Annotated in this window: 16 protein-coding genes; 5 read left to right on the top strand and 11 right to left on the bottom strand. The window is 45.6% G+C overall.

From position 1 onward, the window contains the following. Nucleotides 1-84 precede the first annotated feature (84 nt). The 3 genes from yjjG to CEX98_RS01265 form a co-directional block, all read right to left on the bottom strand. Complete coding sequence (gene yjjG, locus CEX98_RS01275) at nt 85-762, bottom strand: pyrimidine 5'-nucleotidase (protein ID WP_099640336.1); 678 nt, start codon at nt 760-762, stop codon at nt 85-87. Continuing rightward, the gene (gene yjjX / locus CEX98_RS01270) at nt 762-1,295 is read right to left on the bottom strand and encodes an inosine/xanthosine triphosphatase (protein ID WP_099640335.1); all 534 of its coding nucleotides are present in this window, start codon (nt 1,293-1,295) and stop codon (nt 762-764) included. Before yjjX ends, yjjG begins: the two co-directional genes overlap by 1 nt. Before the next feature lie 77 nt (nt 1,296-1,372). Then, nucleotides 1,373-2,272, bottom strand: coding sequence for a phosphoribulokinase (locus CEX98_RS01265; RefSeq protein WP_099640334.1), 900 nt, complete (start codon nt 2,270-2,272; stop codon nt 1,373-1,375). A 135-nt stretch (nt 2,273-2,407) separates the two neighbouring features. On the opposite strand from CEX98_RS01265, the gene CEX98_RS01260 reads away from it, so the two are divergent. The 3 genes from CEX98_RS01260 (at nt 2,408) to phnW (ending at nt 5,667) form a co-directional block, all read left to right on the top strand. After that, nucleotides 2,408-3,292 carry a hypothetical protein gene (locus tag CEX98_RS01260; RefSeq protein WP_099640333.1) on the top strand — a complete coding sequence of 295 codons (885 nt, stop codon included), beginning with the start codon at nt 2,408-2,410 and terminating at the stop codon, nt 3,290-3,292. 59 nt (nt 3,293-3,351) lie between these two features. Further along, complete coding sequence (gene galE / locus CEX98_RS01255; protein WP_099640332.1) at nt 3,352-4,368, top strand: UDP-glucose 4-epimerase GalE; 1,017 nt, start codon at nt 3,352-3,354, stop codon at nt 4,366-4,368. A gap of 192 nt (nt 4,369-4,560) precedes the next feature. Beyond that, complete coding sequence (gene phnW / locus CEX98_RS01250) at nt 4,561-5,667, top strand: 2-aminoethylphosphonate--pyruvate transaminase (RefSeq protein WP_099640331.1); 1,107 nt, start codon at nt 4,561-4,563, stop codon at nt 5,665-5,667. 369 nt (nt 5,668-6,036) lie between these two features. Here the strand turns inward: phnW and CEX98_RS01245 are convergent, their stop codons facing one another. The 8 genes from CEX98_RS01245 to CEX98_RS01210 form a co-directional block, all read right to left on the bottom strand. Continuing rightward, nucleotides 6,037-6,471: a PIN domain-containing protein gene (locus CEX98_RS01245; protein WP_099640330.1), complete on the bottom strand. Its 435-nt coding sequence runs from the start codon at nt 6,469-6,471 to the stop codon at nt 6,037-6,039. Further along, complete coding sequence (locus CEX98_RS01240) at nt 6,468-6,689, bottom strand: AbrB/MazE/SpoVT family DNA-binding domain-containing protein (protein WP_099640329.1); 222 nt, start codon at nt 6,687-6,689, stop codon at nt 6,468-6,470. The genes CEX98_RS01245 and CEX98_RS01240 overlap by 4 nt, the downstream gene beginning before the upstream one ends. Nucleotides 6,690-6,844: 155 nt before the next feature. Continuing rightward, nucleotides 6,845-7,537: a UTRA domain-containing protein gene (locus CEX98_RS01235; RefSeq protein ID WP_099640328.1), complete on the bottom strand. Its 693-nt coding sequence runs from the start codon at nt 7,535-7,537 to the stop codon at nt 6,845-6,847. Nucleotides 7,538-7,617: 80 nt separating this feature from the next. Continuing rightward, nucleotides 7,618-8,166, bottom strand: coding sequence for an HD domain-containing protein (locus CEX98_RS01230; protein WP_099640327.1), 549 nt, complete (start codon nt 8,164-8,166; stop codon nt 7,618-7,620). Next, nucleotides 8,163-9,581 carry an FAD-dependent oxidoreductase gene (locus CEX98_RS01225; RefSeq protein ID WP_099640326.1) on the bottom strand — a complete coding sequence of 473 codons (1,419 nt, stop codon included), beginning with the start codon at nt 9,579-9,581 and terminating at the stop codon, nt 8,163-8,165. Before CEX98_RS01225 ends, CEX98_RS01230 begins: the two co-directional genes overlap by 4 nt. After that, nucleotides 9,581-10,390 (bottom strand): phosphonoacetaldehyde hydrolase, encoded by an 810-nt coding sequence (gene phnX, locus CEX98_RS01220; RefSeq protein ID WP_099640325.1) that lies wholly within the window; start codon nt 10,388-10,390, stop codon nt 9,581-9,583. The genes CEX98_RS01225 and phnX overlap by 1 nt, the downstream gene beginning before the upstream one ends. Before the next feature lie 17 nt (nt 10,391-10,407). Beyond that, on the bottom strand, nt 10,408-11,754 hold the full coding sequence (locus tag CEX98_RS01215) for a DUF5690 family protein (RefSeq protein ID WP_242441588.1): 1,347 nt from the start codon (nt 11,752-11,754) through the stop codon (nt 10,408-10,410). An 85-nt stretch (nt 11,755-11,839) separates the two neighbouring features. Then, the gene (locus CEX98_RS01210; protein WP_099640323.1) at nt 11,840-14,635 is read right to left on the bottom strand and encodes a TonB-dependent receptor; all 2,796 of its coding nucleotides are present in this window, start codon (nt 14,633-14,635) and stop codon (nt 11,840-11,842) included. Between the two features lie 248 nt (nt 14,636-14,883). Here CEX98_RS01210 and CEX98_RS01205 point away from each other — a divergent pair, with 248 nt between their 5' ends. Then, the gene (locus CEX98_RS01205) at nt 14,884-16,098 is read left to right on the top strand and encodes a cation:proton antiporter (protein WP_099640322.1); all 1,215 of its coding nucleotides are present in this window, start codon (nt 14,884-14,886) and stop codon (nt 16,096-16,098) included. 174 nt (nt 16,099-16,272) lie between these two features. Next, a complete protein-coding gene (locus CEX98_RS01200) occupies nt 16,273-17,937 on the top strand; it encodes an alkaline phosphatase (RefSeq protein ID WP_099640321.1) in 1,665 nt (554 codons plus the stop codon). Nucleotides 17,938-17,946 lie beyond the last annotated feature (9 nt).

Below are 17,946 nucleotides of genomic sequence, written 5' to 3'. Positions count from 1 at the left end.
TAGCAAGGTGCACCTATTGTAGGAGCCGATTTACTCGGCGAGCCTTTAATATCCTGTAAGATCAGCTAGCTCCCGAGCACAGCATTACCCGTTTAAAATAGCTTGCAGCTGGGCAAGTGATCCCACTGTATAGGTTGGCTTTATATGATCAGGGCAGACTTTGCCATCGTGCTTTAGCCAGCAGCTATCAATCCCAAAGCGGTTTGCCCCTAAAATATCACTAGCTGGGGTATCACCAACCATCAATACTTTAGACTTGTCTGGGTTACCGAGTAACGCCAAGGTGTGTTCAAAAATACAGGGATCTGGCTTTGCCTTGCCAACCAGCTCAGAGATCACCACTTCAGAAAAACGATCAACGAGCCCTGTGTGCTCTAAGCGCTTTTGCTGCAGCGCCGCAAAGCCGTTGGTAATGATAGCCAAAGTACATTGGTCTTTAAGACTGTCAAGCAACGCTCTTGCTCCAGGTAACGGCTGGCAAATTTCGGCCATCGCCGCTAAGAACCCGGCATTAAGTGTTTCTGGTGCTACATCGAGCTTTTCGGCCCAGCGGCTAAAACGGGTAACTTGCAATGTCTTAGCATCAATTTCACCGTTTTGATACTGTACCCAAAGTGGTGCATTGAGGCTGTTATATTCCTCATAATCTGCATCACTAAAGGCAACATCATAATGTGAAAATAGTTTTTGTAGACCCAGTTTGGCATTAAAACTAAATAGGGTTTCATCGGCATCAAATAGAATATGGCTGTAGTGCGACATTATGAATACATCTCTGGGTGATTAAACGGTGCCATGGCGAGTAATAACGCCTGCGTATAGCTACTTTCTCGAGTGGCTAGGTGATTGGTCAACAGTCCAATCGCACCGCCTTGTTGCTTGATATTAGTGGTATTGAACAGGTCATCCATTACATGTCCTAGCTCTTCACCTTGTTCAAGGCGTGTGTAGACCGGTGCCGGTAGAGGCAAGTTACAACTACGGCCGACACTCGTACGACGGTTATCTGCAATGACTACGAAAGCAAATGTTGCTGCACCGTATTCAAACTTGGCAGCGCCTCCTTCCATCGCACAATAAAAATCGGCTTGATGATGTTTCTGAAGATAGCTGACTCTATTCTCAGCACCTTCACGGGTGGCTTGTTCACCTAAAGGTTGATCTGCAACGAGACTCGGCGCGGAGATGCCCTGACAGTCGATTTTTGTATTGGGAAAATACTGCGTGAAGATAGTTTTTGCAGCGTTGATTTTTACTGGGTTTTTAGACCCCACTAAAACGGTAAGCACGTCCATATAACAACTACTCGTGATGCTCTAAAAGGCGTCAGTGTAAAGTGTGATATGGACCGATGCAAGGAAGCTAAGCTGAGTTAAATTGGTAAATCGACGGGGGCCATATTTTCAAGGGCACGTTTTTTGATTAATAACTCTTTAATGAGTGGCGTGAGCACGAGCTCCATTGCTAGCCCCATCTTGCCACCGGGCACCACGAGCGTATTCACACGAGACATAAAGCTACCTTCAATCATTTGTAAGTAGTAAGGAAAATTAACATCTTCAATACCACGAAAGCGGATCACTACAAAGCTTTCATCTAGCGAGGGAATATCTTTGGCACTAAATGGGTTAGAAGTATCTACGGTTGGTACGCGCTGGAAATTTATATGGGTGCGTGAAAATTGCGGCGTAATATGGTTGATATAATCATCCATTGAGCGCACGATTGAGGTCATCACCGCTTCTTTAGAATGGCCGCGCTCATTGGTATCGCGGATCAATTTTTGGATCCACTCCAAGTTGATAATTGGCACCATACCAATTAATAAGTCTACATTGCTCGCCACATCATATTCAGGTGTTACAACGCCGCCATGCAATCCCTCGTAAAAGAGCATATCGGTGTTGTGTTCTAACTCTTGGTAAGGCGTGAAGGTGCCAGGCAGTTGATTGAATGGTACAGCATCATCAAAAGTGTGAAGATACCGGCGTACTTTTCCGTTACCTGTTTCTCCGTAACTTTTAAACAAGCTTTCCAGTGCGCCAAAATCATTGGCTTCCTCACCGAAGTAACTAATATGCTTGCCTTCTTGTTGGGCCTCGCGGCGGAGCTTATCCATTTCTGGTCGAGTGTAACGATGAAAGCTATCACCCTCCACGTACGCGGCCTTGGTATTTAGGCTGCGGAAAATATGTTTGATAGCGCTCGTGGTGGTCGTGGTGCCGGCACCTGAGCTGCCGGTAATCGCGATAATTGGATGTTTGTCTGACATAAATTTGCCTTTGCTTTCATCGTCCGTTAATTCGATGTTACTTGAAGCAAAGTTTTTGGCAAGCTTTGCTTGAAGCCAAGTGTTGGGTATTATAGCGAGGCGATATAACTACAATGAAAAATCAAAGGAACGTTCATGCCTACTTCAATGCGTGTGAAGCTCGCAGTTTGTCTACTCGCTTTCGCGTCCTGTTTACCCGCTTATTCAGCGATGCCAAAAAGCCAGATCTGGCTTGCAGAACTTGGAGAACATTTTAGTGCTAAGCCAATTACCGACAATACGGCTTATTTTAATCAACCATTGGTGACGGCTTCTGGCGTGTACTATACCGCGGAAGTGACAGAAGAGGGCAACAGTCAAACGGATTTGTTCTTTTATGACTATGAAAGTGCAAGTGCCCGTAACTTAACCCAGTCTCCAGTCTCTGAATACTCACCGACGCTCCACCCCAATGGTAACGGGTTGACGACGATTGTGGTCGAAGCATCTGGTAAGCAAAAGCTATGGTTTTATCCGTTCGACCAAGCGGAAAAGCCGAGTCGTGTATTTGAGCATATAGAGCCTGTGGGCTATCACGCTTGGGGCAGCAACCAAGATCTCATTATGTTTATTTTAGGTGCAACACAAAGCGCACCACACACGTTACAGTACACAGATATTAACGGTCATTTGCCACAAATTCTTGCCGAAGATATCGGTAGAAGCTTGTCGTACAACCGAGCTCGTGACGTGTTCGCTTTTACTTACCAAGTTAATGGCTTGATGTGGTTTGCAACATATCATCGTGAGAGTGACCATATTGAACGTTTCTTTGCTTTGCCAAGTCAGGTTCAGGATTATACTTGGTTAAACGACAATCAAGTGGCATATGCACTCGATAACAAGATTTATTATCGGGATTTAGACTCCCCCAAAAAAGTGCATTTATTAAGAAACTTAAGAAGTTACTGCCAGACGTCAATTTCTCGTTTAAGCTTTTTTGATAACAAGTTGGCATTTGTGTGCCATAGGCAAGACTGACAACAACAAATTAAGTAGAATATAGACGCGATGCGTAGACAACAACCACAGGAATAGGTATGACGATTCTCGTAACAGGTGGTGCAGGCTATATTGGCTCTCACACTGTATTAGAGCTGCTACAGCAAGGCAAAAAGGTAGTGGTCGTAGATAATCTAAGCAATTCTCAACAGACTTCATTACATAGAGTCGCTGAGATAGTAGGAAAGGAAGCTACATTCCATCAAGGTGATATTCTTGATAAAGCATTTCTTGATAGTGTATTTGCACAATATGATATCGAAGAGGTGATCCACTTTGCTGGCCTGAAGGCAGTAGGTGAGTCGGTTCAAAAGCCAATCGAGTATTATCAAAACAATGTGCAAGGGACGTTAACACTGCTGGATGCAATGCGTGACGCCAATGTATTTAAGTTGGTGTTTAGCTCGTCAGCGACGGTCTATGGAGATCCTGCAAGTTTACCCATCCGTGAAGATTTCCCTGTCGGTGGTACAACCAATCCTTATGGTACTTCAAAGCTAATGGTTGAAATGCTATTACAGGATGTCGCTAAGTCAGACCCTCGTTGGGCCTTTGCTATTTTGCGTTATTTTAACCCAGTTGGCGCACACGAGTCGGGGTTAATTGGTGAAGACCCAAATGGCATTCCCAATAACTTACTGCCCTACATCTCACAGGTTGCTGTTGGTAAACTGGCGAGTCTTGGCGTCTTTGGTAACGACTATGACACCAAAGACGGTACGGGCGTGAGAGATTACATTCATGTGGTTGATCTAGCTATTGGCCATTTAAAAGCACTTGAAAAAATCGCAGTAGCAGCAGGCACACACATCTATAACTTAGGTACCGGCAATGGCTACTCAGTACTAGAGATGGTTACCGCGTTTGAAAAAGCCGCGGGCAAAGCTATACCGTATGACATTAAACCACGTCGCGATGGTGACATTGCCGCCTGTTACGCAGCCCCTGAAAAAGCCAAATCTGAATTAGGCTGGCAGGCTGAGCGCGGTCTTGATGCCATGATGCAAGATGCATGGCGCTGGCAAAGCAATAACCCAAATGGGTATAAATATTAACTAACTTCTTATCCTGAGTTCAGGTTAAATAACCTGAACATCTGTAGCTTTTCTTCGCCTTTGCCTGTTAGGGTAAAGGCGAGGTTTCATTCAGCATCGTTACTACATCAATCTTAGTTTCATAAAACTGTCATGCCGTTGTCACCTAAACTCGGTTAAATAATCTGGTATAGACCAGTTTAGAGGCAAGTTATGAACAACGATTATTTACTCCTGACGCCAGGCCCACTCAGTACCTCTCATACCGTGAAAGAAGCCATGTTGAAAGATTGGTGCACTTGGGATGATGAATATAACCAAGGTGTGGTGCAAGTCATTCGCAAGCAACTTTGTGAAGTTGCGGTTGCAGATCCACAGTATCGCAGTGACTACAGTGCAACCTTAATGCAGGGCAGTGGTACAGCAAGTGTAGAAGCGGCTATTGGAACTTTTATTCCTAAGTCTGGCACTTTACTGGTTATCAATAATGGTGCCTATGGTGCGCGTATTATTGAGATAGCCAATTATCTAAATATTAATGTGATAGCACTCAACTTTATTGAAACCGAATTGCCGCAACTTGAGCAGATCTCACAAGCGCTTGAGCAACACCCAGAGATCACCCACGTAGCAATGGTACACTGCGAAACTACAACGGGGATGCTGAATCCAGCTAAACGCGTAGCGGAGCTTGTGAAACATCACAACAAAGTAATGATCCTCGATGCCATGAGCAGTTTTGGCGGCATTGAGATGGATATGCACCAGTGGCAAATTGATATCCTCATTAGCTCAGCAAATAAGTGTATTCAAGGTGTTCCGGGTTTTGGCTTTGTGATCGCAAAAACAGCGCTCTTGGTTGCCTCTGAAGGACAAGCACGTTCACTTTCTTTGGATCTTCACGCCCAGTGGAAAACCATGGAAAACCACCACGGTAAATGGCGTTTTACCTCGCCAACCCATGTTGTCAGGGCTTTTGCCAAGGCACTGGAAGAATTGGCGCAAGAAGGAGGGGTCTCTGCGCGATTTAAGCGTTACAGCGAAAATCAAAAGCAGCTCGTTAGCGGCATGAAAGCCCTTGGTTTTGAAGCCTTGTTACCAGAAGTTATGCATTCACCTATTATCACTTCTTTTTATTCACCAAGTGACGAAAGCTATGAGTTTAAGCGCTTTTATGAAGCATTGAAGCAAAAAGGATATGTAATTTACCCCGGCAAGGTATCAAACGCAGATTGCTTTAGGATCGGTAATATTGGCGAAGTGTATGCCGCAGATATTAGCGGGCTACTCGAAGCTATCGCACAAGCAAAATACTGGTAAACCGTTAGGGTAGGAGCCGCTTTACGCGGCGATTAAACGCAGATTGCTTTAGGTTTGGTAATATTGGCGAAGTGTATGCCGCAGATATTAGCGGGCGACTTAAAGCTATCGTACCGGTAAGCCGGTTAGCATACAGGGTAGGAGCCGCTTTACGCGGCGATTAAACACAGATTGCTTTAGGATCGGTAATATTGGCGAAGTGTATGCTGCAGATATTAGCGGACTACTCGAAGCTATCGCACAAGCAAAATACTGGTAAACCGTTAGGGTAGGAGCCGCTTTACGCGGCGATGGGTTAAGGGGGTTACACCCCTTTAGCTAAATATATGCACCTATTTAGCTGGTAACCCTTGCTGTTTATATCAATTATTACGGTTGCTTAGTACCGTCTATTTCTAACGCGGCTTTATCGAACGTATAAACAGTTGAGACTTCATCTTTATTCAAATAGCCATGACGCTTCGCTTTATTTACAATTAGTGCATCAGGGAAATCAGCTTGCTTGGTCTTGCCACCAGACTTAATTGGTGTTGCATTCGTGAAATCTTTTAATGCCCCCCATACCGCTTGAGCATCTTCAAACTTCAAATTCGGCTCCGCAAACAGTGCGTGAACCACATCAATAATTTGCTCTTTGCTTAGGTTGTAACGCTTGCCTTTGAGCGTCCAAATTGTTTCTGTTAGCACTACATCAGTTATCAGTACAGGTTGACTTCCTAAAATCAACTTGGACGCTTTATTGGCTTGCTTTTCATCGTCTTGCAACAAGTAGCGAAGCAATACATTTGTATCAATCGCTATCATTTATCTAGTGCGCTCTCTAATGACTCTTGATCATTTACTTGTGTATTAGTAGCAATACCTTTTAGTAAGCCTCTCGCTGCACCTGGCTGTTTTTTCACGATTGAAATAACACCTTGCCTATCCACAAAGCTTTCAACATCATCACCTGCGTTAATGTGTGCTATTACACATTGCTCTATGGGTAATGTAATTTGTCGTTTTGCGCTTACTTTAGCCATAAATGCCTCTTTACCAGTTAATGATAAGTAAAGATTAGCGTATCTTTACTTTGTGTCAATTGGTAAAGATAAAATTCATATTCAATACAATGATTGTGTCTACCATGTGACGAAAAATGGGAAAGGTTGTCGTGCAAAAGCACGACCTACGGGGGTTACACGCCTTCAACAATCATCTCGATGGCGTCATGGAGCCAATATTCAATATTGTAATCCACCAATGCTTGCTCGGCATCATAGCGGGCGCGCAGTACCTTTAAGCAAGGTGCGCCGCTGTTCTTTTCTAATTTGTCGGCAACATCATCGGGTAGTACGGTGACGCTTATTACACACTGTTCAAAGCTGACGTCAACTTGGTAGTGAGTCGACATCACTTCTGTAATAGAACCATCCAGCGGTTGGTTATGTAAGTCGGCAAAACGTTCGGCTGCACAATAGATCTGTTCCATCATTATTGCGCGACCATCTAACGCGCGTACTCGGGTTAATTCATACACCGGCTGGCCGTCAAAATGAGAGTCGCTAAACTCAGGGTCAGTGGAAGGAAGATTGATTGCTACCACTTGAGTTGTTGGCGTAAAACCCTGCTCAATGGCAAGGTGGTTAAAGTTCACTTTTTTAGCTGGATGCCATTTGAGTTTTTCGGGTGTGACAAACCAGCCGCGACGCTTTTGGCTAAAGATAAGTCCTTCGGCTTCTAGTCGTGCTAGGGCTTCACGGACGGTGATCCGTGTTGAGCTAAATGTTTCTTGCAGCGCGCGCTCTGAAGGCAATTTGGCACCGGGCGTCATGCTGCCAGCGGCTAGCAGCTTTTGGATATGGTTTCGAATACGTTGATAAAGCAGCATAATAGAGTCGATAAAACCTTTTGTGACAAGCTTACTATCGTTTTATGACAGGATAAATAGACTTGTAAACTCAGATTGGCCTAACTCGCGAGGTAGGCCTCTATTTGGCTAAACCAATAACTGCTAGGCAAAACGGTTAAACTTGGATCTTTTCCTAAATCATCAAAACGACGCAGCGCGATAATGGCATCCAATTCAGGCAGCTTGGAGAACGCCGCAAGTTCTTCGCTGCTCATCTTTCCGCCTTGTCTTGTTAGCGTTAATTGGCTGGCAGGAGAGAGGGTTTGGTAATACTTCTCATCCATACTGACCAGATAGCGCTTAGCATCTACGTGTTTACGCACTAGTATTGTCACCGCGCGGTCAAAACCAAGTTGAGTTAAATGATCCGCCCCTAAATCGCCATGATTGCTATATCCTTGTGGAGTAAAGTCGGAGTTATTCTGATATTGGGCAACAAAATGGCCAATATCATGTAAAAATGCGGCGATTTGGGTCGCTTGATCATAACCATTTTCTTTCGCGAGGGTGGCGCATTGCTCGGCATGGTAAATTTGGCTACATGCCTCGTCATAGGTGGCGTGACCATATTGCTCGAATAGCTGTTTGATTTGTGCGATGGCATTCACTTTATATACTCCTGCTTCACGTTCGGATCTAGTTTTGCTGCGCTGCCACTAAGCCTGCTTAGCCAAACATCGAGTTTATGCGGTGGCATGTTGCTATCTTCAGCGCTTTCTTTACGGCGAATGGCATTTCTCACCATTAAGGCCCCCGCGGTGCGAAATGGCTCGACGGGAAACTGTTTAAGCGTTTGGTTGACCAAGGCGCAGTGACGCCAGTCGTTATGTTGATTAAGCAGTAGACTCGCTAAGATTTGTCCACCTAAATAGGATTGCACCACGCCATTGCCCGAGTAACCACTGCCATAAAACACATTAGCTTGACCATTTAAGTGACCAAAGAAAGGCATACCAGAGACACTTCGGTCTGAGGGGCCGGTCCAGGTTCTTTCTATCTCAAGCTGGTGGGGGGCAAAAAAATGGCTAAATGAGCGTTCAAGAATGGCTTGATAACGGCTAGCACGGTGAAAGGTGTCTCTCACTTGGTTATTGAAACTAAAATAATTCCCGCCTTTGCCAAGCATTAATCGACCGCTTGAAGTGGTGCGATAGTAATTCACAAAAATACGTGCATCAATCACCGGAGCACCGTGGTTCAACCCCATTGCCGCAAGCTTTTCAGGTGCTGGTGTGGTGATCGCCATATCGCTCGAAACCAACACCACGCTGCGAGAAAACTGTGGCAATAAGCTTGGCAGCCAAGCGTTAACGGCAAATACCAGCTGATTGGCTCTGATCTCGCCTTTGTCTGTGGTAATGCTTAGTGTGTCTTGGCCTTGGTGCTTTAGGTAGCGGGTGTGTTCAAATACCTTGACCCCAAGGGTTCTTGCCACCTTCATTAGTCCACGCACAAGCTTGGCGGGTTGAACGCTACCGGCATGGGGAGAGTAAATTCCAGCAAGGTTGGCATTAGAGCCCGTTGCTTGTAACTGCGCTTTAGTTAGTCTTTGCCACGCATTAAGTTGGTGTTGCTCAAGTAGGGTGGTAATGGGGCCAAAGGCATTTCGCTGGCTGAGATTTGAAGCCGTATAGTAAGTACCATCAACGCGGCAATCACATTCAATCCCGTGTTTACTGGTAAAGGCTTTAATATCATGAACGGCCTGCTCTGACTGGCGTACTAAAAAGCAGGCTTGTTCTAAGCCAAACTCTTTAATTAAGCTGGCAAACTTAGTCGACCATGTCAGCATAGCTCCACCATTACGACCCGAGGCGCCTTGTCCACAGAGGTCTTTTTCAATAATGGCGATATTCAGCTCAGGTTTTTGCTTTTTCAGCGTTATGGCTGTCCAAAGGCCAGTAAAGCCGCCACCTATGATACAAACTTGGGTATCCAACGCGCCATGGGGCGGCGCGCTTGCTGCGGCTTTAATATCGGCTTGAGTGATTGCTTCATCAAACCAAAAAGGCTGAAAACGCATTACGGGCGCTCTCCACGGGCAATACGAGCAGAAATATCCACCAAGATCATTTCGATGTCGGCTAGTGAATCAATCACATAGTGCGCACCGGCCTCGCCAAGTTGCTGATAAGCATTAAGGGAACGTGCACTTTGCTCTTCATCACTCAGCGCCGTCCACTCTTCTTCGCTAAGTCCCACCGCATTACCCGTTAAAGCAAGTCCTACGGTCCACATACCAGCATTTAACCCCTCGCTTATTCCCGGCGCGGAGTCATCGACTTTTACGCATCCTGATACGCGATTAATCCCAAGTCTTTGCACGTTTTCTAGCGCCATCCAGGGGCCAGGGCGAGAGCCCGCCACGCATTCATCACTGGCAACCACACAATCTGGCTGATAACCATAGTCGGCAGCGGCTGGTACTAGCACGTCCATAACAGGCTTGGGATACCCAGAACAACTGCCAATCTTAACGCCTTGTTGTTGCAAACGTTTGATCACCGCAAGTACGCCCGGAATGGGGGCAGCTCGGTCGGCGACTTTTGCTTTTTGGAGCGGCATAAAGGTTTGATAAATATGGTCAACATCTGCCGTACTCGGTGCCTGACCAAACTGTGTTATCCAGCGAGTGCGGACGCTCTCCATTTGCAGCAAGGTATTAATGTGATCCCATTTGCCCATACCCATCGGGCCGCGCGCTTCAGCTAAGGAAATATCAAATTGATACGCCTGCTTAAATGCTTCAACAAAAATGCTAGTAGGGGCAATCGAGCCATAGTCGACTACAGTACCGGCCCAATCCAAAATTAATGCTTCAATGTGTTTCATGTTGCTATGACTCCTAGCTAGGAAATATGTGATGAAAGTGCCGTGGTGCGTACTTGCGTTGACGCCTTACGTGGTCGCTTTAATTTCACGGCAAAATAAATAATTGAACTCACTACAAGGGCACTTGCAATAAACGCTACCCAGTAGCAGGCCATGGTAAAAAAGTGCAGCCAACTGAGCTCAGGTGTGGCAAAGGTTTTATAAAGCAAAATGCCCACTGAGCCGATGTAGCCCGCCGAATCCGCCAGATAAATCAAAAACCCGGCGTTCGCAGTCGAGCCAACCGCTGAGATCATGCGGTCAAACAAAAAGCAGTTATAGGGGATATAACTGATATAAAGACCAGCCCCCAGCAGTACCATCCACGTTTTAGGATCGAGACTTTGGGTTTGGTATAAATACGTACTGCCAGCCAGCAGTAAAGCCCCGAGTAAGACAAAGCCATGGTTGGCAAAAAATGCGATACGGTTATTTTTAATTAACACCAATGCGGCAAGCGCAATGAGTACGATAAAGGCGATGCGGATCCCGGCATAAGCAAAAATGGCGGGTTCTTGCCCATACCCTAAGGCCTGCCAGATCTCGGCTGAGAAGTTATCTCTAAAGTCACGAAAGCCAGTAAAGAGTAAAAAGCTGAGCACCAGTACGGTTATTCCAAACCAATACTGTTTAAAAAACGCCAGCCGTGCTTTGCCATCCATTGGTGCGCGCTTTTGTCGTAATTGTTCATCCTCTTGTGTAGGTTCAGGAATGCTATTGAGACAAGCAACGCTGAGTACAAGCAGTGGCAGAAAAATCGCTCCGGTTGCCGCTGGCATCCATAGTTCAGGCACATTGAGCTCACTTACCAGCCATTTGCCCACAGTTCTAACCAACCCAGAGGCAAGAATAAAAGTCACGCTGAGTACCGCACCTAAGATTTCGGTGGTTCTGCGACCTTCTAAAAAGCTAAAAACCAGCCCCCAGATCATGCCAAGGGAGAGGCCATTGGCAAACAGCCAAACCAGATTCCAGCCCGTAGGAGTGATGGCAAATAGCACCAGTGCAATCTCGGCGGCTAAAATCATGGCCAAAATCGCACGACCGCGATAATGATGCTGCATTTCAGCAATCACTTTAACGCCGACAAATTTCGCGCATAAGTAGCCAAACACTTGCGAAAGGATCAGGGCAATTTTAAAGCTAACAATCCAGCTTGGGTCGTCAAAGGCTTCATAGGTATTGACCGAAAATGGCTTACGAAAGGCGTACATACAAAAGTAAGTCATAAACGCACTGGTCGCGGCAAATAGCACAAAGCCGATACCTTGGGCGCTTTTTAGCCAGTGTGGGCGAGTGTTAAATAGGGTGATCTGCAACATCATAGGATCCTCGGTAATTCGAGGGCAATCCTATGCGAATTGCCCATCAACCGGTTTATACCAATTGGCTTAATCAAGAGAGCTTGGATTAAAATTGATAGTTAATGCCGACCATACCGCGGATACCATAGTATTCCACCTGTAATGGACGACCTTGCTCACCTTGGTAGTACTGCAATGCTTCATTGGTGAGGTTACTCAGCTCTAGGTAAACTAATGTTTGTTCATTAAGTTGGTATGACGTTGTAAAGTCGACGCTGGTATTGGCGCCATAGTAGCTATCCGATTGGTTATCGCCACCGTGCTCTTCGATATAAGCACCTTTATGATTGAGTGCTATTCGAGCGGCAAAGCGGGTGTCGTCGTAATACAGCGTAAAGTTGTAAAGCTCATTGGCCTGACGTGGAATGGCTACTTTTTCTGTGCGCTCTGGGATCTGCATTTCAGAATCCATAAAGGTCGCATTGGTCATTACCCCAAAGTTGCTCAAACTGTCAGAAATAAAACCAAGGTCGCGGTTAAACGCCAGTTCAATGCCCGCAAGCCAAGCGCTATCACCGTTTTCAGGACGGATGATGGTCACGCCTTGCTTGTCGTTGTAATTGCCAACGCTGGTGGCTTGGAAGATTGGGTCTTGGATATCTTTGTAGAATACCCCCGCAGAGACCAAGCCAACGCGGTCAAAGTAATGTTCTACCATCAAGTCGAGATTATTTGAGTACGTAGGGTCGAGTGCTGGATTGCCTGAATTAAGCTGGTTGTCTTGTTCAAGGTAAGTTGCGCCTGGTGTTAACGAACCAAAGTCAGGACGGGCAAAGGTGCGAGTTAGTGCGAGGCGATAATTGGTAGCGTCATTGGCACGATAAGTAACATGTAGTGCGGGTAATATGGACCAATAATCATTGCTGTTGGTGGTATCAACAACTTTGCCTTCGTCGGCTAAATAGGTGTAGCCAGACACTTCGGTATCGGTGCGGGTAACGCGTAAGCCACCTAATACCTCCCAGTTGTCGCTGGCTTGGTAAGTTGCCATACCGTAGAGCGAGGTGTGGGTTTCTTCAACATCAAAGTTTCTGCCCAGCGCTCCACCATTGCTGATGAGTGCTGATTCACCAGCATCCAGCTTGAACTTATTGCGATTTTGCGTCCAAAACTGAGCAAGAACATCGGTGGAGGCCACTTGCGACAGCTGCGTGCGATAATCAAACTTGGCTTCGCTTAAGTAATCACTGCGACCGGGTTGATCGCTTAGCGCAAACTCTGCAAGCGTTGGCGCTGCGCCATATTGTTCGCTGTCCCAGGCGTAAAATTCATCAGCAAAGTCAGCTTTACGGACTTTGTCGCGGTATTTTGCCCCAAATTTAACCGCTAGCTGGTTATTGTATTGCCAGTCAAAGTCGGCATTGGCCACCAGTCTGTCTTTTTCGTTGACGTAGACTTTGTATAGCTCAACCCAAGATAAGCCCATTTTGCTAGGATCGAGTGTAAAACCCGTAGGGAAGTGATTACTAATGGCGTTCCAAGGATCGTTGCCGCCGTCTACTTGGTTGTAGGCATAATTTTTACCGGTTTCGCGGTCTTCAAGTCCAACATATCCCACATTTTTTTGATCAAAACGGGCGACAAAATAGCTGTTGTCATCGCTGTTGGGTTTATCGCCATAGCGGAACTCATTTTCGTAGGTCGCTAGTTGCCAAGAGAGCGTTTTATCAAAGCCAAAGTCATGTTCACCCGCAATTTCAAAGCCTTGCATTTCGGTAATGAGTTCGTTGCGAATATGCTGAAGCTCAGCACGGTCTTTATCAAAACGCAGTCTGTGTTTATAGTGGGTTTCATCGTCAATCAGTGTACCATACAGCGCGCTGGCGCTGAGCGTGCCGTTTTCAAGCTGATATTCCATCGAGCCATTTAAGCCATAAGTTTCACGGGTTCCCGTATAATCACGCAGCTCTAAGCGATAAATACCTAAGCCATCGTTACCACGACGTGGCTCATAGTTATCGGTTGCCCAATCTCGCTGCCAAGCTGTGGCGTTAATAATAAAACCTAGCTTGTCGTCGAGTAGACGGTCGCCGTACACCACATTGGCAGAATAGTTTGTGCCATCGGCCAGTTCATTTTGGCCCACAGCAAAGTTGGTTTTGAGAATAAAATCATCAGCGCCTTTTTTGGTCACGAAATTAACATTACCGCCAATCGCATCGCCTTCCATGTCGGGAGTGATAGCTTTAGACACTTCCACAAACTCAATCAATTCGCTTGGAAAAAAGTCGAATGCAGTGGCGCGGCTGGTGGTTTCCTCTTCAGCAGTGGGAAGGCGGTTACCGTTGATGCTGGCCGAACTCCATTGTGACGGTAAACCACGCACTGCAACAAACCGGCCTTCACCTTGGTCACGCTCTATCGACACACCTGGAATACGTTGCACGGCTTCAGCGGCATTTCTGTCTGGTAACTTACCAATTCCATCGGCAGAGATGATACTTTTGATATTGCTGGCATTTTTTTGGTTATTTGCAGCGGCCATTTCGCCACGGAAGATTTGCCCAACCGTAACGACTTCTTCCATCGCTTGTTGATGGTTTAATAAGATGGGAGACAACCTAGTGACTTTGCCATCAGTTACCTCAACTTGAAGCTCAGTTTCCTGATAACCCATATAATTCACGACTAAGGTGTAGCGACCGGCATCTAGTTTTGGCAGTTCAAAGCGACCACGATAATCAGATACAGTGGATACATCTTGGCCTTTTACCGAGACAACGGCACCAGATAAATTACTTTGTGGATCTTTTACAACACCAACGAGTTTACCTGTCGCAGCATATAGACTGGGGCTGGTGGCGAGTAACACGGCAGCAGCGATTTGGGTTAGTTTTTTCATTGCTCTTTTCTCAAAAGTTTGGGTTAATTTATCTGGTCTAGTCCAGTTTGTTGCAAATAGCCTAATGGTGGTTTTTTACAGTCCGATGACACAAAGGTGAAAAATTAACTAACCTGAGGTTTCAATGAGTGGTTATTTTGAGTTTGTGTGCTGTGATAACGTAGTATTTTTATCAACTTGGCTTACTTAGACTCACAAGATTTGCCATACTCGTTTGACAGCAGCAGTTTAAATAAAGGAATGGCAACGTGATTTATGCTTTGATTGCAGCGATTGGGCTCTCTCTTTTTATCTATAGCATCACGGCTCGGCAACTTGATAGAGCTGAGTTGACGGCCCCGATGTGGTTTGTCTTGACTGGGGCCACAATAGGTTTAGTGCTGGGTAATATGGAAGGAGGGCAGCAGGCATTAGCGGTAGATATTAACGGCCTACAGACGCTGCTGCCCATAATTGAGCTAACGCTAGCGATATATTTGTTTTCTGATGCTGCAAAAACGCGATTGCGGGTACTGTCTCATAGCTTTCAATTACCCTTAAAATTACTACTAGGATTGCCTTTCACTATGATATTGGGGGCCTGGGTGGCCTATGAGCTGTTTCACTTGTCGTGGCTAGCTTGTTTTTTAATAGCTGTGATCATTACCCCAACCGATGCGACTTTGTGTAAAACCTTTATCCAAGATAAGGTCGTACCTACTCGATTACGTGAAGCAATCAATGTTGAAAGTGGCCTTAATGATGGCTTATGTATTCCGGTTTTTCTCTTTTTACTCGGGGTGTTAGCAGAGCGAATGCAAGCAACGACTGAATCATTCGCTTGGATTTTTATACGAGAAGTAGGGATTGCACTTTTGGTTGCCGTGATACTTACAGGCATTATTATTTGGCTACTAAAACGGGCATATCAACATCATTATTTTGCCTCTAAAACCAGTCCCTTTTTGTTTGTGGGGATCGCATTTTTGGTTTTCTCTGCGACCCAAGCATTACACGGCAGTGGCTTCATTGCCGCATTCGTTAGTGGTTTGCTGTTTGATAAATATTATCGTGATGAGTTTAAAGATCAGCTCATTGAAGAAGGGGAGCACCTCGCCGAGTTTGCCGCCTTTATGATTTGGGTTGTATTTGGTCTCTCGGCCAGTGTGGTGTTGTTTCAGGTCACGCAATGGCAGGTTTGGTTATACGCGGTGTTAGCAACCGCTTTGTTTCGATTGATCCCCGTTTTTATTTGCTTGTTAGGCGGTGGCTTAACCACCAAAGAGCGCTTTACCTTAGCTTGGTTTGGGCCTAAGGGGCTGGCGTCTGTGGTGCTGACTTTAATGCTTTTAAGTGAAGAGCTACCAACGGGGCTACAAATTACGCAGGTTGCAATGGCAACCGTTCTATTGAGCATTTTTGTGTTTGGATTATCTAGTCGGCCGATTTCTAATTGGTTTTCCAATCGCTCGGAACGAGAGTAATCACTCTAAAATGGAGTGTAAATTGTTTCATTTTACCAAATTATTTGCACTGTTATATTATAACTCTTTGTAAACTAATATAATTTTTGTCACGTTGCTGAAATAAAAAAGTCATGTATTAGGCCTAGACTGTGCCCGCCTTACAGACAAATATTACGTTTCAGGAACAGTACAATGAATAAAAAGTTACTTACAGTTGCTATCTCTGCAATACTACTTACCGCGTGTGATGACGATACAAAAACCGTTGAGGTGATCAAAGAAGTTGAAGTCATCAAAGAAGTGCCAGTGCAAGAAGTGACACAAGTAAAAAATGTGATCCTTATGATTGGTGATGGTATGGGACCACAGCAAGTCGGCTTACTTGAAGAGTATGCTCAGCGCGCGCCAAACTCAACTTATAAAAATAAAGGCAATCAAACTGCGCTATCTAAGCTTGCGAATGGTGGTCATTTAGGTCTATCACTCAATGCTCCGCATGGTGCTTCTGGTAGTCTAGTTACTGATTCTGCATGTTCAGCTACGCAACTTGCAACTGGTCTTGCTGCTGGTTCAGAAATGATAGGTCTAGATGCTCAAGGTAACAAAGTGGCGACTATCCTAGAAAAAGCCAAAGCGGCAGGCAAAGCCACAGGTCTTGTGTCGGACACTCGTATTACTCATGCTACGCCAGCGGCATTTGCAGCACATATGCCACACCGTTCATACGAAGCTGAGATCGCAGAGCAATTGGTTCGCTCTGGTAGTGTTGATGTTATGCTATCTGGTGGTGCACGTGTTTTTGTACCAAAGAGCACACCTGATAACGCTGATGTAAAAGCGCAGCTAGACGCGCTAGGAATGCCTAGTAGCGTATATAAAAAATCAAAGCGTGGAGACGAAACTAACCTAGTTGTTGAAGCAAAAGAACAACACGGTTATGGCTTGGCATTTGATAAAGCACAGCTAAGTAGCTTTGAAGGTGAAAAGGTACTTGGTCTATTCGCAAACTCAGGCATGGACGATGCTATCGCGTATAAAGCTTGTCAGCAAAACGATAGCTGTACGCAGCCTTCACTGAAGGAAATGACGGTTAAAGCACTGGATATCTTATCTAAAGATGAAGACGGTTTCTTCTTAATGATTGAAGGTGGTCAAATTGACTGGGCGGGTCACGCAAATGACGCAGGTTGGATGCTAAACGAGTTACTTAAATTTGATGAAGCAGTAGAAGCCGTTCATGAATGGGTAAAAGACCGTAACGATACCCTAGTTGTTGTGACAGCAGACCATGAAACAGGCAGCTTTGGTTTTAGTTACTCTAAACATGAACGTCCTGAAGCACAGATGCTTTCAGGTGATGGCATGCATGTGAATGGCGTAGCGAAAGAGTACCATCCTAAATTTAACTTTGGCCCACTTGCGCAACTAGATAAGCTTTACGCGCAAACAGGGACTTTCTTCGATATTCTTGCTGAGGCAGCTCCTGATGAAGCTTATGAAAATGTATCAGGACCAACTTGGAAGCAAACCATTGAAGAAATGACATCTTACACGGTAACGCTAGACAACGCCGCGAAAGTGAGCGAAAGCGTATATGACGACAAAGATGCTACCATGATCCCAGCGTTTGAAGACTTTAGCGATTTCTATGTATACGCGAAAGAAGATTACACTGGTAAAATTGCGCGTGCTATTGCATCTGAACAGAATGTAGTTTGGGGCACAGGTACACACACGGCAGCACCTGTACCTGTCTATGCGTTCGGCCCTGCTGGTGTGACTAAACAGTTCTCAACCATGCAGCACCATGTTGATATCGCGAACAAGATGATGACTGCATTGGGGTTGGCTGAGTAATTCGAGCCG

It is taken from the genome of Pseudoalteromonas piscicida (assembly GCF_002744175.1).
Lineage (GTDB): Bacteria > Pseudomonadota > Gammaproteobacteria > Enterobacterales > Alteromonadaceae > Pseudoalteromonas > Pseudoalteromonas piscicida_B.
This window is presented reverse-complemented; position numbering and strand designations above follow the sequence as displayed.